The organism is Streptomyces sp. NBC_00620, assembly GCF_026341825.1.
Classification (GTDB): Bacteria; Actinomycetota; Actinomycetes; order Streptomycetales; family Streptomycetaceae; genus Streptomyces.
The window spans coordinates 1999655-2014201 of the sequence record NZ_JAPENY010000002.1 but is presented as its reverse complement, the minus strand read 5'-3'; the positions used below and the strand labels follow the sequence as shown (position 1 = coordinate 2014201).

19 protein-coding genes are annotated in these 14547 nt (G+C 70.7%); 8 read left to right on the top strand and 11 right to left on the bottom strand.

What is annotated here, in order from left to right:
• Positions 1 to 32 precede the first annotated feature (32 nt).
• Both OG246_RS28375 and OG246_RS42820 read right to left on the bottom strand, forming a co-directional pair.
• Entirely contained in the window at positions 33 to 488 is a 456-nt protein-coding gene (locus tag OG246_RS28375) for a PaaI family thioesterase (RefSeq protein WP_266469587.1), read from the bottom strand.
• A 75-nt stretch (positions 489 to 563) separates the two neighbouring features.
• Positions 564 to 818, bottom strand: a complete 255-nt coding sequence (locus OG246_RS42820) for a hypothetical protein (protein WP_323178334.1) — start codon at positions 816 to 818, stop codon at positions 564 to 566.
• A gap of 306 nt (positions 819 to 1124) precedes the next feature.
• On the opposite strand from OG246_RS42820, the gene OG246_RS28365 reads away from it, so the two are divergent.
• Positions 1125 to 2288 carry an MFS transporter gene (locus OG246_RS28365; RefSeq protein ID WP_266470965.1) on the top strand — a complete coding sequence of 388 codons (1164 nt, stop codon included), beginning with the start codon at positions 1125 to 1127 and terminating at the stop codon, positions 2286 to 2288.
• Positions 2289 to 2372: 84 nt separating this feature from the next.
• On the opposite strand, the gene OG246_RS28360 is transcribed toward OG246_RS28365, so the two are convergent.
• Both OG246_RS28360 and OG246_RS28355 read right to left on the bottom strand, forming a co-directional pair.
• Positions 2373 to 2552 (bottom strand): hypothetical protein, encoded by a 180-nt coding sequence (locus tag OG246_RS28360; protein WP_266469586.1) that lies wholly within the window; start codon positions 2550 to 2552, stop codon positions 2373 to 2375.
• 180 nt (positions 2553 to 2732) lie between these two features.
• Positions 2733 to 2870 carry a hypothetical protein gene (locus OG246_RS28355; RefSeq protein ID WP_266469585.1) on the bottom strand — a complete coding sequence of 46 codons (138 nt, stop codon included), beginning with the start codon at positions 2868 to 2870 and terminating at the stop codon, positions 2733 to 2735.
• A gap of 221 nt (positions 2871 to 3091) precedes the next feature.
• Here OG246_RS28355 and OG246_RS28350 point away from each other — a divergent pair, with 221 nt between their 5' ends.
• Positions 3092 to 3829 carry a DUF1775 domain-containing protein gene (locus tag OG246_RS28350; protein WP_266470963.1) on the top strand — a complete coding sequence of 246 codons (738 nt, stop codon included), beginning with the start codon at positions 3092 to 3094 and terminating at the stop codon, positions 3827 to 3829.
• Between the two features lie 51 nt (positions 3830 to 3880).
• Here OG246_RS28350 and OG246_RS28345 read toward each other — a convergent pair whose 3' ends face one another.
• Complete coding sequence (locus tag OG246_RS28345) at positions 3881 to 4465, bottom strand: histidine phosphatase family protein (protein ID WP_266469583.1); 585 nt, start codon at positions 4463 to 4465, stop codon at positions 3881 to 3883.
• 248 nt (positions 4466 to 4713) lie between these two features.
• Here OG246_RS28345 and OG246_RS28340 point away from each other — a divergent pair, with 248 nt between their 5' ends.
• Entirely contained in the window at positions 4714 to 4935 is a 222-nt protein-coding gene (locus tag OG246_RS28340) for a CbtB-domain containing protein (RefSeq protein WP_266469582.1), read from the top strand.
• A gap of 15 nt (positions 4936 to 4950) precedes the next feature.
• A complete protein-coding gene (locus OG246_RS28335) occupies positions 4951 to 5712 on the top strand; it encodes a CbtA family protein (RefSeq protein ID WP_266469581.1) in 762 nt (253 codons plus the stop codon).
• 174 nt (positions 5713 to 5886) lie between these two features.
• Here the strand turns inward: OG246_RS28335 and OG246_RS28330 are convergent, their stop codons facing one another.
• Complete coding sequence (locus OG246_RS28330) at positions 5887 to 6294, bottom strand: MarR family winged helix-turn-helix transcriptional regulator (RefSeq protein WP_266469580.1); 408 nt, start codon at positions 6292 to 6294, stop codon at positions 5887 to 5889.
• An 85-nt stretch (positions 6295 to 6379) separates the two neighbouring features.
• Here OG246_RS28330 and OG246_RS28325 point away from each other — a divergent pair, with 85 nt between their 5' ends.
• Positions 6380 to 7876 carry an MFS transporter gene (locus OG246_RS28325; RefSeq protein WP_266469579.1) on the top strand — a complete coding sequence of 499 codons (1497 nt, stop codon included), beginning with the start codon at positions 6380 to 6382 and terminating at the stop codon, positions 7874 to 7876.
• Positions 7877 to 7948: 72 nt separating this feature from the next.
• Positions 7949 to 8296 carry a DUF6332 family protein gene (locus OG246_RS28320; RefSeq protein ID WP_266469578.1) on the top strand — a complete coding sequence of 116 codons (348 nt, stop codon included), beginning with the start codon at positions 7949 to 7951 and terminating at the stop codon, positions 8294 to 8296.
• On the opposite strand, the gene OG246_RS28315 is transcribed toward OG246_RS28320, so the two are convergent.
• Genes OG246_RS28315 through OG246_RS28300 form a run of 4 tightly spaced genes read right to left on the bottom strand, consistent with a single transcriptional unit; the run spans position 8257 to position 11154 of the window.
• On the bottom strand, positions 8257 to 8922 hold the full coding sequence (locus OG246_RS28315) for a response regulator transcription factor (protein ID WP_266469577.1): 666 nt from the start codon (positions 8920 to 8922) through the stop codon (positions 8257 to 8259). The genes OG246_RS28320 and OG246_RS28315 overlap by 40 nt on opposite strands.
• Entirely contained in the window at positions 8919 to 10157 is a 1239-nt protein-coding gene (locus tag OG246_RS28310) for a sensor histidine kinase (RefSeq protein ID WP_266469574.1), read from the bottom strand. Before OG246_RS28310 ends, OG246_RS28315 begins: the two co-directional genes overlap by 4 nt.
• A 53-nt stretch (positions 10158 to 10210) precedes the next feature.
• The gene (locus OG246_RS28305; protein ID WP_266469571.1) at positions 10211 to 10402 is read right to left on the bottom strand and encodes a hypothetical protein; all 192 of its coding nucleotides are present in this window, start codon (positions 10400 to 10402) and stop codon (positions 10211 to 10213) included.
• 14 nt (positions 10403 to 10416) lie between these two features.
• Positions 10417 to 11154, bottom strand: coding sequence for a TetR/AcrR family transcriptional regulator (locus OG246_RS28300; protein ID WP_266469569.1), 738 nt, complete (start codon positions 11152 to 11154; stop codon positions 10417 to 10419).
• A 145-nt stretch (positions 11155 to 11299) separates the two neighbouring features.
• Here OG246_RS28300 and OG246_RS28295 point away from each other — a divergent pair, with 145 nt between their 5' ends.
• Positions 11300 to 11749: a nitroreductase family deazaflavin-dependent oxidoreductase gene (locus OG246_RS28295; protein WP_266469567.1), complete on the top strand. Its 450-nt coding sequence runs from the start codon at positions 11300 to 11302 to the stop codon at positions 11747 to 11749.
• A gap of 40 nt (positions 11750 to 11789) precedes the next feature.
• Here OG246_RS28295 and OG246_RS28290 read toward each other — a convergent pair whose 3' ends face one another.
• On the bottom strand, positions 11790 to 12995 hold the full coding sequence (locus OG246_RS28290) for a geranylgeranyl reductase family protein (protein ID WP_266469566.1): 1206 nt from the start codon (positions 12993 to 12995) through the stop codon (positions 11790 to 11792).
• 184 nt (positions 12996 to 13179) lie between these two features.
• Here OG246_RS28290 and OG246_RS28285 point away from each other — a divergent pair, with 184 nt between their 5' ends.
• Positions 13180 to 14535, top strand: coding sequence for a dipeptidase (locus OG246_RS28285; protein ID WP_266469564.1), 1356 nt, complete (start codon positions 13180 to 13182; stop codon positions 14533 to 14535).
• The last annotated feature ends 12 nt before the right edge of the window (positions 14536 to 14547 follow it).

The window sequence follows — 14547 nt, the reverse complement described above, 5'->3', positions numbered from 1 at the left end:
CGGGGCCGGAGCACCGTGACCCGGGTGAGTTGTCACTGCTCGGGCCCGTTCAGGCGGATCAGCGTCTGCTGTCCGGTGGCGACGAGCTTTCGCTGCCCGTCCTGGACGCCGAACACCTCCAGCTGACACACGGTCAGCGTGCGTCCGGACTTCAGGACGGTTCCGACCGCCTCGATGTGGTCGCCGACGGCGGGCGCCAGGAGGTTGATCTTGTACTCGACGGTGAGCACCTCGGTGTTCTCGGGGAACAGGGTGAAGGCCGCGTAGCCGCCAGCACTGTCCGCGATGGCGCTGGTGGCACCGGCGTGGAAGTAGCCGTGCTGCTGCGTCACCGCCGGCCGGCTCGGGAGCACGATGTGGACGCGGCCCGGCGCGATGTGGGACACGTGCGCACCGAGGTGGCCCATCAGCCCCTGGCGGTCGAAACTGGCCCGGACGCGCGCCTGCACCTCGGAGCTCGCCTCGTCCTGCTGCACCTGCTCTTCCACGTGCTCTCCTTCGGCGGACATCTCAGCGTGTGATCGGCGAACATCCCCGCGTGTGAACGGAGTCGGGCGGGTGCGTCAGCCGACCAGACGTTCCGCCAGCAGGAACCCGCCGATGACGATCATCATGGCACCGGAGGCACGGGTGACCGCCCGGGCCGCCGACGGCCGGGTCTTCAACACCGTGCGTGCCAAGAGACCAACGGCGAGGTAGGCCACGGTGACGGCGTACGGGAAGGGGCTGGGTGCTGCGAGCATCAGGGCGGCGCTTTCGGTGGGCGGCAGGCTGCTGCCGGTCCGCCGCCAGGTCCGGCAGTACGGCCTGCCGATCACTCAATGCCGATGCACATGCTCCTCGCGGGACTGCCGGAACGTTTCCCGGCGTCCGGAACACAGCCCGACCAAGATCCTCTCCACGGAGCCGGAATCGGCGAATCTCCCATGACCAAGGGGGTGCCACAAGATCACCGTCACCCGCCTCAGTGCCCCTGTCCGCCACCCCAAGTGGACACCCTCGCCGCTTCGGCCGGACGGCCGCGCCCCGCGGATGGAGCCCGGCAAGAGCCCCTTGCCCGGCCTCCGTCGCCCACCTACCCTGACTTTGTGCCGCTAATAAACAAAACAACTCCGCACAACGTCGTGCCGGACAGCAACCTCACCCGACTCCGCATCGTCCTCACCGTCTTCTTCGCCCTCGACGGCTTCATCTTCGCCGGATGGGTCGTCCGCATCCCCGCCATCAAGGAACAGACCGGCGCCTCCGCCAGTGCGCTCGGACTCGCCCTGCTCGGAGTCTCCGCCGGCGCGGTCATCACGATGGTCCTCACCGGACGTCTGTGCCGCCGCTTCGGCAGCCACGTGGTGACGGTGGTCTGCGGAGTCCTGCTGTCGCTGAGTGTCGCGCTGCCTCCGCTGACGCACTCCGCTCCGGCCTTGGCCGCGGTGCTGTTGATCTTCGGAGCGGCGTACGGCGGGATCAACGTCGCCTTCAACAGCGCCGCCGTCGACTTGGTGAGGGCCCTTCAGCGGCCCATCATGCCCACCTTCCACGCCGCTTTCAGCCTCGGCGGCATGACCGGCGCCGGACTCGGCGGGCTCGTCGCCGGTGTCCTGTCCCCCACCCAGCACCTGCTCGGCCTCACCACGATCGGTCTGCTCGTCACCGGCCTCGCGGGCCGCGCCCTGCTGCGTCTCCAGCCCCCGACAGCACCGGAAGGCGCCTCGCCCGCGGAGTCCGCGCCGCGCCGCCTGGACACCCGCACCCGCGGTCTCGTGATCACCTTCGGGCTGATCGCCCTGTGCACGGCTTACGGCGAGGGAGCCCTGGCCGACTGGAGCGCACTGCACCTGGAGCAGGACCTGGACTCCACACCGGGCTTCGCGGCGTTCGGCTATTCCTGCTTCGCGCTCGCCATGACCATCGGCAGGCTGACCGGCACGAGGCTGCTCGAACGCCTGGGCCAGACCCGGACCTTGGTGTTCGGCGGCGCCACGGCCGCGGTCGGCATGCTGTTCGCCGCGCTCGCCCCTTCCCTGTGGGCGGCGCTCCTCGGCTTCGTGATCACCGGGCTCGGCCTCGCCAACCTCTTTCCCGTCTCCGTCGAACGCGCCGGCAGGCTGGCCGGCCCGGACGGAGTCGCCATCGCGTCCACGCTCGGCTACGGCGGCATGCTCCTTGGACCACCCGCCATCGGGTTCATGGCGGACTGGTTCTCCCTTCCCATCGCCCTCACCAGCGTGGCGGTACTGGCCGCGACCGCCGCGGTCATCGCGTTCGTCACGCGACGCGCGGCAGCGCACTGATCCCACCGGCTCGCCGAACCGATCCGCAGCCCGGCCTGACGGGCGAGGGGCTGGGGGTGGATGATGGGCGACCATGCCAGGCGATCACGTGACGGACGACGACAGCCGGGGCTCAGGCCCGCGGCCGAGCCGCGCGGGAGCCTGCGTCCGGGCCGGGATGTTCGCACTCGTGGGCAGCGTGCTCGCCGCCTTCGCCCACCACGCGGTCGCCGAGGGCCCGGTGCCGTGGCGGCTCGTGATCGCCTTCGCCGTCGCACAGTTCATCGCCTTCTGGCCCGTCGCCCGCCGCCATCACTCGCTGCCCGTCATCGCGGGCTGCACGCTCACGGCGCAGGGCACGCTGCACCTCGTACTGACTTTGGCGGGTGGCACCGATCACGCCCAGAGCGGTCACACGGCGCACAGTCATATGGCCATGTCCCAGGGAGACGGAAGCACCTGGCATCACGCCTCCTCGGCCATGACGGCCACCCATGTCGTCGCCGCCCTGGCGGTCGCCTGGCTGCTCCACCGGGCCGACGCGGCCGTGACGGCGGCGCTGGTCACCGCCCGTACGGTGCGGGGTGCCGCGGTTGCGGTCATGGCCTGGGTGCGGCCGCGGCCCACCGGTGCCGCAATTCCCGAACCGCCCGCCGCCGTACGACTGGTCAGCCGCTTCGAATTCCCGCCAGCGGTAAGGGCAGAACCTCTTGAGCATGCGCTGGTGCGCAGGGGACCACCGGAACGCGAGCACGTCCGGTCGTCCCTTCACCCGGGCCCGGCTTCGGCCTGCCCGGTCCCACCAGCAAGGAGTTCCCGTGTCTCTGTCCACGCACCACTTCGGCCGCGCGACGCGCCGTATCGGGCTCGTCGGCGCCGCCGCGCTCACGGCCACCCTCGCCATGGCCGGAACGGCCTCCGCCCACGCGGAGGTTGAAGCCGACACCCCGCAGGCCCTGGCCGAGAACGTCACCCTCAGCTTCGTCTCCGAGGCGGAGTCGAGTTCCGCCGGCTTCACCGAGCTGCGGATCGTCCTGCCCGACGGCATCGCACCGGCTGACGTCTCGCTCGACGAGGCGCCCAAGGGCTGGACGTTCAAGGCCACCGCCGACGGCTACACCGTCGGCGGCGCCGCCCTCAAGACCGGGGTGGACGCCGAGCACAAGATCAAGGTCAGGCAGCTCCCGGACGCGAAGGAGATCGCGTTCAAGACGGTCGAGACCTACAGCGACGGCGAGGTCTCCCGCTGGATCGAACTGCCCAGCGGCGGCGAGGAGCCCGAACAGCCCGCGCCGCTCCTCGAGTTGAAGGCGGCGGCCCCGGGAGCCAAGCCGGTCGGTACGAGCCCCACGCCGAGCGCGACCCCCAGCGCGACTCCGTCCGCTGCAAGCACCGCCGCCACGGAGCCGGCCGGCACGGCGACCACCAGTAACACCGCCACCGAGGAGGATGACGGCATGTCCTCCGGCGTCGTGGTCGGTGTCATCGTCGTCGCCCTGCTCGTCCTCGGCGGCGGCGCGTGGTGGCTGGTCAAGCGGCGCGCCGCCACTCGCAGCAACTGACACTCGAACCGGTCGTCCGCGGAGCGGAACACACGCCGCTCCGCGGGAAGTTCAGCCGTCTCCACCGACTGGTGCGGTGGAGGCGGTACCCATCCGCAGATTCCAGCGGTTGCCCCGGCCGGTGAACTGGACGGTGGACAGAGGCGGTACGTCGACGCGCCAGAACGACTGCGGCGGTGCGCCCAGCACGCCGACCACCGCAGCGCGCGCCACGGCCTGTTCGACCACGGCCAACAGGCGTCCGGCGTCTTCCGGCAGCGCATCCAACCAGGCGGAGACCCGGTGACACAGCTCCGTCACGGACTCGCCGCCGTGCGGGGCGGCGTCCGGGTCCGACATCCAGGCGGCGAGCCCGGCACCGTCACTGGCCGCGACCTCGCCGAGCGACCGATCGCGCCAACTGCCCATGTCGACGTCCCGCAGGGCCGGTTCCAGGGTTACGGCGTCCCATCCCAGAGCCTTCGCCGTCTGGGTGCACCGCTGCGAGGGCGCCGAATACCGGGTGTCGGCCGTGGGCAGCGTTCCGGCGATCGCCCGCGTCTCCCGCAGCGCCCGATCGTCCAGCGTCGCGTCGGCGAAACGTACGTCGCGTTCCACTGGGGCGGCGGCGCACAACAGGGTCAGCCGGACGGTCATGTGAGTCCCTTCGCAAGGTCGCCGAGGCCGGTTCATCGTAGGTGTCCTACGCCATGTTGGCCGAAGCCCTCATTGCACCTACCATCTGGGACGACAAGGACGACGGCGCTACGGAAGTCCGGTGCAAGCCCGGCACGGTCGCGCCCCTGTGTGCCACCCCTCGCAAGGAGTCGGTGGTGAGTCAGACCCAACGCCGTCGTCGAGTGCTCCACACAATGCGGGACGCGTGTTCCCGAGGAGGTCTCGCCATGGCGCAGTCCACTGCCGCCCCTGCCCCCGTTGCTCCGTCCGCCGCGGCGCCGCTGCCGATCCAGGCCATCCTGCCCTGGGCCGTCTTCTTCGGCGTTCTCATGCTGGTCCTGCTGTACTTCGTCGGCGCTGAGCAGGGTGCCACCGCGCTGATCTCCGGCGAGGGCGTGCACGAGTGGGTCCACGACGGTCGGCACCTGCTCGGCTTCCCCTGCCACTGAGACGGAGACAAACCGATGAACTCCGTCAACGTACGCACCCTGCTGGTCCGCGGCATGCTCGCGGGCCTCGCCGCGGGCGTGCTCGCCTTCGTCTTCGCCTACCTTGTGGGCGAAGGCCCCGTGGATGCGGCCATCGCCTTCGAGTCGGCCAACTCCCATGAGCACGGCGAGGAACTCGTCAGTCGTTCCGTGCAGTCGACAGCGGGGCTCGCCACCGGCGTCCTCGTGTTCGGCGTGGCCATCGGCGGCATCGCGGCGCTCGCGTTCTGCTTCGCGCTCGGCCGGATCGGCCGGTTCGGAGCCAGGGCGACGGCGGCGCTCACCGCGCTCGCCGGGTTCCTCACCGTCTACCTGGTGCCCATCCTCAAGTACCCTGCCAGCCCTCCCGCGGTGGGCAATCCCGACACGATCGGCAAGCGCACCATCCTGTTCGTCCTCATGATCGCGCTGAGCGTGCTCCTGGGCGTCGCCGCGGTCCTCCTTGGCCGGCGGCTGGCTCCGGGATGGGGCAACTGGAACGCCTCCATCGCGGCCGGGGCGGCCTTCATGGCGGCGGTCGGCGTCGCCATGGTCTTCCTTCCGGCCGGGGAGAACACTCCCAAGGGCTTCCCGGCCACCGACCTGTGGGAGTTCCGGCTGGCGTCCATCGGCATCCAGGCCGTGCTGTGGGCCACCTTCGGACTGCTCTTCGGCTACCTCGCCGAACGGCTCCTGGAACCGAGGACCACCGCCGCTGCGACAGGGCGTGTGCCCGAGTTCTCCGCTCAGCCCAACTGAGAACACCGAACCGAGAACAACCGATTTCGTGTACGAACAGGAGCCGTCGGGGGCGCGCCCGGCGGCTCCTGCCGTCTTGCCGTCTGTTCACCAAGGCTCGTCAGGCCGCGCACAAGGACGCTCGGCATGGCGCTCGGCTCGGGCCCTCGGCCTGGGTGGCGCCGACCGGCCCGGTCAGTCGGCCGCGCCGCCGCCCGCCAGCATCCGCGTCAGCACCGCGCGCTGCAACGGCAGCACCTCGCCGTGCAGGTCGCGCCCCTTCGGCGTGAGGCAGACGCGCACACCGCGCCGGTCCTCCGCACACATCCCGCGCGTCACGAGACCGTCCCGCTCCAGGCGGGCGATCAGCCGGGACAGCGCGCTCTGGCTCAGATGGACGCGGTCGGCGATCTCCTGCACGCGGTAGGACGGGCCGCCGTCCGAGGCGACACCCTCGGCCAGCACGTCGAGCACCTCGAAGTCGCTGGCGCCGAGGCCGTGTCGGTGCAGTTCACGGTCCAGCTCGCAGAGAGTGCGCGCATGCACCGCGAGGATGTCGCGCCATTGGTTCACGAGCCCTTGCTCGGCCTTCTTCGCCGCCATGGGCGCACCGTAGCAAACAATCGGCTTTGTTGCATCGACATTAAATGCATTTGCATTGAATGCATGCGCATGTAGTGTCTCCGGCATGACCTCTCCGCTCACCAACTCCGCGACCGAGGGACGCTGGACCCCTCGCCTGTGGGGCACCCTGCTCGTGCTCTGCGCCGCGATGTTCCTGGACGCGCTCGACGTATCGATGGTCGGCGTCGCCCTGCCCTCCATCGGTTCCGAACTCGATCTCTCCACCTCGACGCTCCAATGGATCGTCAGCGGCTACATCCTGGGATACGGCGGACTGCTCCTCCTCGGCGGACGCACCGCCGACCTGCTGGGCCGCCGCCAGGTCTTCCTCGTGGCCCTGGGTGTCTTCGCGCTCGCCTCGCTGCTCGGCGGACTCGTCGATTCGGGCCCGCTGCTCATCGCCAGCCGCTTCATCAAGGGCCTCAGCGCGGCGTTCACCGCACCCGCGGGCCTGTCGATCATCACCACGACCTTCGCCGAGGGCCCGCTGCGCAACCGCGCGCTCTCGATCTACACCACCTGCGCGGCCACCGGCTTCTCGATGGGCCTGGTCCTCTCCGGCCTGCTCACCGAGGCCAGTTGGCGCCTCACAATGCTGCTGCCCGCGCCCATCGCGCTCATCGCCCTGTTCGCCGGCCTGAAGCTCCTCCCGCGCAGCGAGCGCGAGAAGAACCACAACGGCTATGACGTACCCGGCGCCATCCTCGGCACGGCGTCGATGCTGCTGCTGGTGTTCACCGTCGTACAGGCCCCGGAGGCCGGCTGGGCGTCCGCCCGTACGCTGCTGTCCTTCCTCGCCGTCGCCGTCCTGCTCACCGTCTTCGTCCGTGTCGAGCAGCGCTCGGCAGGCCCCCTGATCCGGCTCGGAGTGCTCCGCTCCGGCAACCAGATCCGGGCCCAACTCGGCGCGATGGCGTTCTTCGGCTCGTACGTCGGATTCCAGTTCCTGGTGACGCTGTACATGCAGTCGCTGCTCGGCTGGTCGGCGCTGCACACCGCGCTCGCCTTCCTGCCGGCCGGCGCACTGGTGGCGCTGTCCTCCACGAAGGTCGGCTCGATCGTCGACCGCTTCGGGACTCCGCGGCTCATCGCGGCGGGCTTCGCGCTGATGGTCGTCGGATACGCGCTGTTCCTGCGCGTCGACCTCGACCCGGTGTACGCGGCGGTCATCCTGCCGAGCATGCTGCTGATCGGCGCGGCCTGCGCGCTGGTCTTCCCCTCGCTCAACATCCAGGCCACCAACGGCGTGGACGACCATGAGCAGGGCATGGTCTCGGGCCTGCTCAACACCTCGGTCCAGGTGGGCGGCGCGATCTTCCTGGCCGTCGTGACGGCGGTCGTGGCCGCGAACTCCTCCGGGGATTCCTCACCTCAGGCCGTCCTCGACAGCTACCGGCCCGGTCTCATGGTGGTGACGGCGATCGCCTTCGTGGGTCTGCTGATCACCCTGCCGGGGCTGCGGACGCGGCGAACCGTGGAGTCGATCGTGGTCGTCAAGTCCGTTCAGGAACAGTCCATCCAGGAGGAGGCGGGCGCGGAGCGCGTGGCGGTCCGCGACTGAGGGGGCGCCTCTACGGCGTGGGCCCGGCGGACTCACTTGTCCTGCCGGGCCCACGCCTGTTTGACTCGACGGATGGAGTTCACCAGGGGGCGGCGCAGTCAGGCCGAGCGTGACGCGATCACCGTCGAGATCGGATACGCGCTGTGCAGCGCGGCGTTCGCGGCGGCCGTCGTGTTCGGGGCCGTGTCCGGTCCCGCCCTGCTCTTCGATCTCCCCGGCGCCGTCGGCCAGGCGCTGCTTACGTCGGGGATCCTGCTCGCCGCCGCCCTCTTCGCCGTACGCGCGGTCAGCGTGCTGGTCCGCTTCGGCCGCGAGGGCGAGGGCACGGGCGACGAGGGCACGGGTGGCGTGGGCCAGGGCGGCAAGGGCGAGGGCGCGGGTCAGCCCAGCCAGCCCGGCCGCACCAAGCCCGACTCATAGGCCAGCACGACCAGTTGGGCCCGGTCACGGGCGCCCAGCTTCACCATGGTCCGGCTGACATGCGTCTTCGCCGTGAGCGGGCTGACGACCAGGCGCCGGGCGATCTCGTCGTTGGACAGGCCGATGCCGACCAGGGCCATAACCTCCCGTTCCCGCTCGGTGAGTTCGGCGAGGGACGCGACTTCCGCGGGCTCCTTGGAGCGGGCCGCGAACTCGGCGATCAGCCGGCGCGTCACACCCGGCGAGAGCAGCGCGTCGCCCCCGACCACCGCCCGTACCGCGCGCAGGAGTTCCTCCGGCTCGGTGTCCTTGACCAGGAACCCGGAGGCACCGGACCGGATCGCCTCGAAGACGTACTCGTCCAGCTCGAAGGTGGTGAGCATGACCACCTTGACGTCCTCCAGGTCGGTGTCGTCGGTGATGCGGCGGGTCGCGGCGAGGCCGTCGAGCCGGGGCATGCGGATGTCCATCAGGACGACGTCGGGGTGCAGTTCGCGTACCTGGCGCAGCGCCTCCTCTCCGTCGGCGGCCTCCCCGGCCACCTCGATGTCCGACTGCGCGTCGAGCAGCGCCTTGAAGCCTGCCCTCACCAGCAACTGGTCGTCGGCGAGCAGTACGCGGATCACCGTGCCTCCTTGGCCTTCAGCGGCAGTTCGGCCAGTACGCGGAACCCGCCGTCGTCACGCGGACCCGCCTCGATCGTGCCGCCCAGGGCCGCGGCCCGCTCCCGCATCCCGGCCAGCCCGTTGCCGCTGCCGCCCGCGTCCGCGCCGGTCGCGGGCCCGTCGTCGTCGATACGTAGCCTCAGCGCGCCCTCCGTGGAATCAACCAGCACGCGCGCGTGCCGCGATCCCGAATGCCGTACGACATTGGTGAGCGCCTCCTGGACGATGCGGAAGGCGGCGAGGTCGGTGCCCGGCGTGAGCTTCGGGGCCGCACCCTGGATCTCGACCGTCAGGCCCGCGCCCGCCGCCTGTTCGACGAGTTCGGGGAGCCGGTCGAGACCGGGCGCCGGCGTGCGCGGTGCGTCCCCCGGCGCACGCAGCGTGTCGAGCACCTGGCGGACCTCTCCGAGCGCCTCCTTGCTCGCCGCCTTGATGGTGGTGAGCGCCGTGCGCGCCTGTTCCGGGTCGGAGTCCAGGAGCGCAAGTCCCACGCCAGCCTGGACGTTGATCACGGAGATGCTGTGCGCCAGGACGTCGTGCAGCTCGCGCGCCATCCGCAGCCGTTCCTCGTCGGCGCGCCGTCGGGCGGCCTGTGCCCGCTCCGCGCGATCGCGGGCCCACTGCTCACGGCGTACGCGGACCAGCTCCGACAGCGCCACGATCGCCACGATCCAGGTGGCGACGACCACCTCCTGCCCCCAGTCGGCCGGTGTGTCCCCCGACGGCGGCAGCCACCGGTACAGCCAGTGCGCCACCAGCACATGTCCGGCCCAGAGCATCCCGACGGCCGTCCAGGCGGCTCGGCGGTGCCCGGCGACGATCGCGCTGAAGCAGCCCAGGGCGACGGTGAGGAAGACGGGCCCGTACGGATATCCGGCGCCGAGGTAGAGCATGGCCGCCGCCGCGGTGCCGAAGGCGACAAGCACCGGCTGCCGCTGCCGCCACAGCAGCAACCCGCATCCCACGAGCAGCAGCGCCCGTGCGAAGAGGTCCAGGGACGCGCGCTCGCCCTCCTGGGCCTGGCTCGCGAAACTGGAGCCGCCGAACACGAAGACGGTGACCAGCAGCGTCGAGCGCCACGGCCAGCGGGCGCGGCGCTCCTGGTCGTCCCTTCGGCCCCACGCCGGCGGCCCGTGCCGCCACCACTGGGGTGGTCCGCCCCACGCCGGGGACCTGGGCGTGCGCTGCTCTTCCATGACGTTCACGCTAGACGCGAGAGGCCGCCCACGGCGTCAGCCGGGCGAGGTGATCACACGTACTCCCCAGGGAGTACCGCTTCGCTGATCCCGAACCCCCGATAGAGCCACCGCAGCGGCTTCGGCGCCCACCAGCCGGCACGGCCCGCGGGCCGCATCGTCACAGGCAGCCGCACGACTCGGACGCGGATCGCGTCACCGAGGCCGTCGGCACGGACCCCAGGTCCGCGTTGCGCTCCCCGCATCCGCGGATCCTCCGTCAGGACCCGGAGCCGCTGGGTCCCTTGACCGCCGTACCGGTGGGCTGAGGGAACACCAGGCCCACACCGTGGGCGAGTTGGCCCGCAGCATGCCGGAAGAACGTCTCACGGTCTTCGACGACCCGGTTGAACTGGCCGAACAGTTCGAAGCCGATCAGTCCGTAGAGCTGCGCCCAGGCGGCCACCAGCGCGGTGACGACCTCGGGCGGGAGGTCGGGCGCGAGGTCGGCGGCCATCCGCTTCGCCTCGGGTTCGAGATCGGCGGGCAGGCGGGAGCGGGCGACACCCTTGCCCTGGTACGCGTCACGGACGATGCCGATCAGGAGCAGGCCCACGCGGGAGGCGGCCGGGATCGTCGTCTCCGGCGCGGTGTACCCGGGCACGGGCGAGCCGTAGATGAGCGCGTACTCGTGCGGATGCTCCAGCGCCCAGCGGCGCGCCGCCACGCAGACCGCGATCCAGCGCTCGCGGGGTGCGGCGCCGGCGATCTGGGCGTGCGCCGACTCGGCGGCCTCGCCAAGGGAGTCGTAGGCGTCGATGATGAGCGCGGTCAACAGGTCGTCGCGGCTGGGGAAGTAGCGGTACAGCGCGGAGGAGACCATGCCGAGCTCGCGGGCCACGGCCCGTAGCGAGAGCTTGGCGGCGCCTTCCGCCGCGAGCTGACTGCGGGCCTCGTCCTTGATGGCCGCGGTGACCTCGATCCTGGCTCGGGCCCGTGCCCCTCGTGCGGTACTCATGCTGGGAAGTGTGCCACGTTTTCAGAGCAGTGCACACAAACGAGAGCGTCGCACAAAAACGAGAGCAGTGCTCTTGCTTTGGATCACCGATCTCGTACACACTGATGTCAAGCGAGAGCAGTGCTCTCCAAAACCAGGAGGAACCATGTCGACGGCCCACTACATCAAGCCCAAGCCCTTCGACCGGGCCATGAACGGCCTCGTCGGCTGGCTCGCGCGCCGCGGCGTCAGCCTCCTCGGCAGCGCCGAGCTCTCCGTGAAGGGGCGCAAGAGCGGCGAGTGGCGGAAGGTTCCCATCAACCCGCTCCCGTACGAAGGCGGCCCGTACCTGATCTCGGCCCGCGGCCACTCCGAATGGGTGCGCAACATGCGTGCGGCCGGTGGCGGACGGCTCCAGGTCGGGCGCAGGACCCAGGAGTTCACGGCGGTCGAGCTGGCCGACGAGGAGAAGCCGGTGGTCCTGCGCACCTACCTCAAGAAGTGGGGCTGGGAGGTCGGCAGGTTCTTCGGCGACGTCAACGTGAACTCCACCGACGAGGAGTTGCTCGCCGCCGCGCCCAAGCACCCGGTGTTCCGGATCACGGTCAAGCCGTAACCCCCACCGGGCCCAGGGCACAGGGCCCGGGACCCAGGGCCTACCGGTCGAGCGCGGTCAGGACGCGCCCGATGATCGGGCGGGAGCGGACGACCTCGCCGAGCGAGGTCGACCCGCGGGTGATCCCGGCGAAGGCGTTCCACGCGGGCCTGAAGCCCGTGATCACGGCGTGGAGCACACCCGGACGGCGTTCGAAGGCCGAGAGCATGCTCTTGCCGACGCTCATCTCGACGCCGAGTCCCGCCTTGATCGCGAAGGCGTAGTTCAGGGCCTGGCGCCGCGTGTCGACCGCGTCGTGCGCCTCGGCGATCCGTACCGCCCACTCCCCCGCGAGCCGTCCGGAGCGCAGCGCGAAGGAGATGCCCTCGCGGGTCCAGGGTTCGAGGAGCCCCGCCGCGTCCCCGCACACCAGCACCCGGCCGCGCGACAGCGGCGAGTCGTCGGCGCGGCAGCGCGTCAAGTGGCCGGAGGAGATGCTCGGTTCGAAACCGGCGAGCCCCAGCCGGGCGACGAAGTCCTCCAAGTACCGCTTGGTGGCCGCGCCTTCACCGCGCGCGGAGATCACGCCGACGGTGAGCGTGTCGCCCTTGGGGAACACCCAGCCGTAACTGCCGGGAATGGGCCCCCAGTCGATGAGGACCCGCCCCTGCCAGTCCTCGGCGACGGTCTCCGGCACGGGGATCTCCACCTCGAGGCCGAGGTCGACCTGGTCGAGCTTCACCCCGACGTGCGCTCCTATCCGGCTGGCGCTGCCGTCAGCCCCGACGACCGCCCGCGCAAGGACGGTCTCACCGCCCTGCAGGACGACGGCGACGGTACGCCGGTCCGGTACGGCGGAACCATGCTGTTCGACGCGCGAGACCGTGACGCCCGTACGCAGCTCGGCGCCCGCCTTCTGCGCGAACTCGACCAGCTGCTGGTCGAACTCGGGACGGTTGATCAGCCCGAACAGCATCTGCCGCGAGCGCCTGGTGCGCGTGAACTTCCCGTCCAGCGTGAAGGTGACCGCGTGCACCCGGTCCTGGAGCGGCAGTTCGAAACCTGGCGGAAGCGCGTCGCGCGAGGGACCGATGATGCCGCCGCCGCACGTCTTGTAGCGCGGCAGCTCCGCCTTCTCCAGCAGCAGGACGCTGCGTCCCGCGACCGCTGCCGCATAGGCGGCCGAGGCGCCCGCCGGCCCCGCGCCGACCACGACGACGTCCCACACCCGCTGCCCGTCGTCCGCCGAAGAGTTCTCGCTGCTCACGATGGTCTATTGCTCCCAGTCCAGCCGTCTGCCGCACGTTTCTCCCGCATCCTACGGCGGCCATCGCCGCAGGCCACTGTGGGAGGATCGGCAGCGTAGGCGCCCTGCACACCAGGAGACGCTTACACACCGCACGATCACCAGTACACAGAAGTACAACGTCGCACCCACAAGGAGCGTGCCCATGTCGTCGAATCCGGTCGCCGAGACCGTTGCCTCCCTGATGCCCAGGGCGAAGGCGGAGCTCACCGAGCTGGTGGCCTTCAAGTCGGTGGCGGACTTCGATCAATACCCCAAGAGCGAGAGCGAGGGCGCCGCGAACTGGGTCGCCGACGCACTGCGCGCCGAGGGTTTCCAGGACGTGGCGCTGCTCGACACCCCCGACGGCACGCAGTCGGTGTACGGCTTCCTGCCCGGCCCCGAGGGTGCGAAGACCGTTCTGCTGTACGCGCACTACGACGTGCAGCCGCCGCTGGACGAGGCGGCCTGGGTGTCGCCGCCGTTCGAGCTGACGGAGCGCGACGGCCGCTGGTACGGGCGTGGCAGCGCCGACTGCAAGGGCGGCTTCGTGATGCATCTCCTCGCGCTGCGTGCGCTGAAGGCGAACGGCGGCGTGCCCGTGCACGTCAAGGTGATCGTCGAGGGTTCGGAGGAGCAGGGCACGGGCGGTCTGGAGCGGTACGCCGAGGAGCACCCCGAGCTGCTGACCGCCGACACCATCGTGATCGGCGACGCCGGCAACTTCCGGGCCGGTCTGCCGACGGTGACCTCGACACTGCGCGGCATGACCCTCGTACGCCTCCAGGTGGACACCCTCGAAGGGAACCTGCACTCGGGCCAGTTCGGTGGCGCGGCCCCCGACGCGCTGGCCGCGCTGATCCGCGTACTGGACTCGCTGCGGGCCGAGGACGGTTCGACGACGGTCGACGGGCTGGCCGACGACGCGGTGTGGGATGGCCTCCAGTACGAGGAGGAGGCGTTCCGTGCGGACGCCAAGGTGCTCGACGGGGTGGAGCTCATCGGCTCCGGAACGGTCGCCGACCGCATCTGGGCGCGTCCGGCGGTCACCGTCCTCGGCATCGACTGCCCGCCGGTCGTCGGCGCGACCCCGTCCGTGCAGGCGGGCGCCCGTGCGCTGATCAGCCTGCGGGTGCCGCCGGGCATGGACGCGGCCGAGGCGACCAAACTTCTTGAGGCCCACGTGCTGGCGCACACTCCTTGGGGCGCGCGGGTGAGCGCCGAGCAGATCGGCCAGGGGCAGGCGTTCCGCGCCGACACCTCCACCCCCGCATACGCGTCGATGGCCGAGGCGATGTCGGTCGCGTACGACGGTCAGGAAATGCAGTACGCGGGCATGGGCGGCTCCATCCCGCTCTGCAACACCCTCGCCGCCCTGTACCCGCAGACCGAGATCCTCCTCATCGGCCTCAGCGAACCAGAGGCACAGATCCACGCGGCGAACGAGAGCGTCTCTCCGGACGAGTTGGAGCGCCTCTCGGTCGCGGAGGCACTCTTCCTGCGGACCTACGCGGCGAGTTGAGCACGCGGGCGA

Excerpts from the sequence above, each read along its gene's own strand:
- OG246_RS28330 (WP_266469580.1), bottom strand. The coding sequence starts at position 6,294 with ATGGCGGCGAAGAAGGCCGAGCAAGGGCTCGTGAACCAATGGCGCGAC.
- OG246_RS28320 (WP_266469578.1), top strand. The coding sequence starts at position 7,949 with ATGGAGTTCACCAGGGGGCGGCGCAGTCAGGCCGAGCGTGACGCGATC.
- OG246_RS28310 (WP_266469574.1), bottom strand. The coding sequence starts at position 10,157 with ATGGAAGAGCAGCGCACGCCCAGGTCCCCGGCGTGGGGCGGACCACCC.
- OG246_RS28355 (WP_266469585.1), bottom strand. The coding sequence starts at position 2,870 with ATGACCGCAACCGCGGCACCCCGCACCGTACGGGCGGTGACCAGCGCC.
- OG246_RS28360 (WP_266469586.1), bottom strand. The coding sequence starts at position 2,552 with ATGAACTGTGCGACGGCGAAGGCGATCACGAGCCGCCACGGCACCGGG.
- OG246_RS28295 (WP_266469567.1), top strand. The coding sequence starts at position 11,300 with ATGTCGACGGCCCACTACATCAAGCCCAAGCCCTTCGACCGGGCCATG.
- OG246_RS28345 (WP_266469583.1), bottom strand. The coding sequence starts at position 4,465 with ATGACCGTCCGGCTGACCCTGTTGTGCGCCGCCGCCCCAGTGGAACGC.
- OG246_RS28335 (WP_266469581.1), top strand. The coding sequence starts at position 4,951 with ATGAACTCCGTCAACGTACGCACCCTGCTGGTCCGCGGCATGCTCGCG.
- OG246_RS28340 (WP_266469582.1), top strand. The coding sequence starts at position 4,714 with ATGGCGCAGTCCACTGCCGCCCCTGCCCCCGTTGCTCCGTCCGCCGCG.
- OG246_RS28285 (WP_266469564.1), top strand. The coding sequence starts at position 13,180 with ATGTCGTCGAATCCGGTCGCCGAGACCGTTGCCTCCCTGATGCCCAGG.
- OG246_RS28300 (WP_266469569.1), bottom strand. The coding sequence starts at position 11,154 with ATGAGTACCGCACGAGGGGCACGGGCCCGAGCCAGGATCGAGGTCACC.
- OG246_RS28305 (WP_266469571.1), bottom strand. The coding sequence starts at position 10,402 with ATGCGGGGAGCGCAACGCGGACCTGGGGTCCGTGCCGACGGCCTCGGT.
- OG246_RS28325 (WP_266469579.1), top strand. The coding sequence starts at position 6,380 with ATGACCTCTCCGCTCACCAACTCCGCGACCGAGGGACGCTGGACCCCT.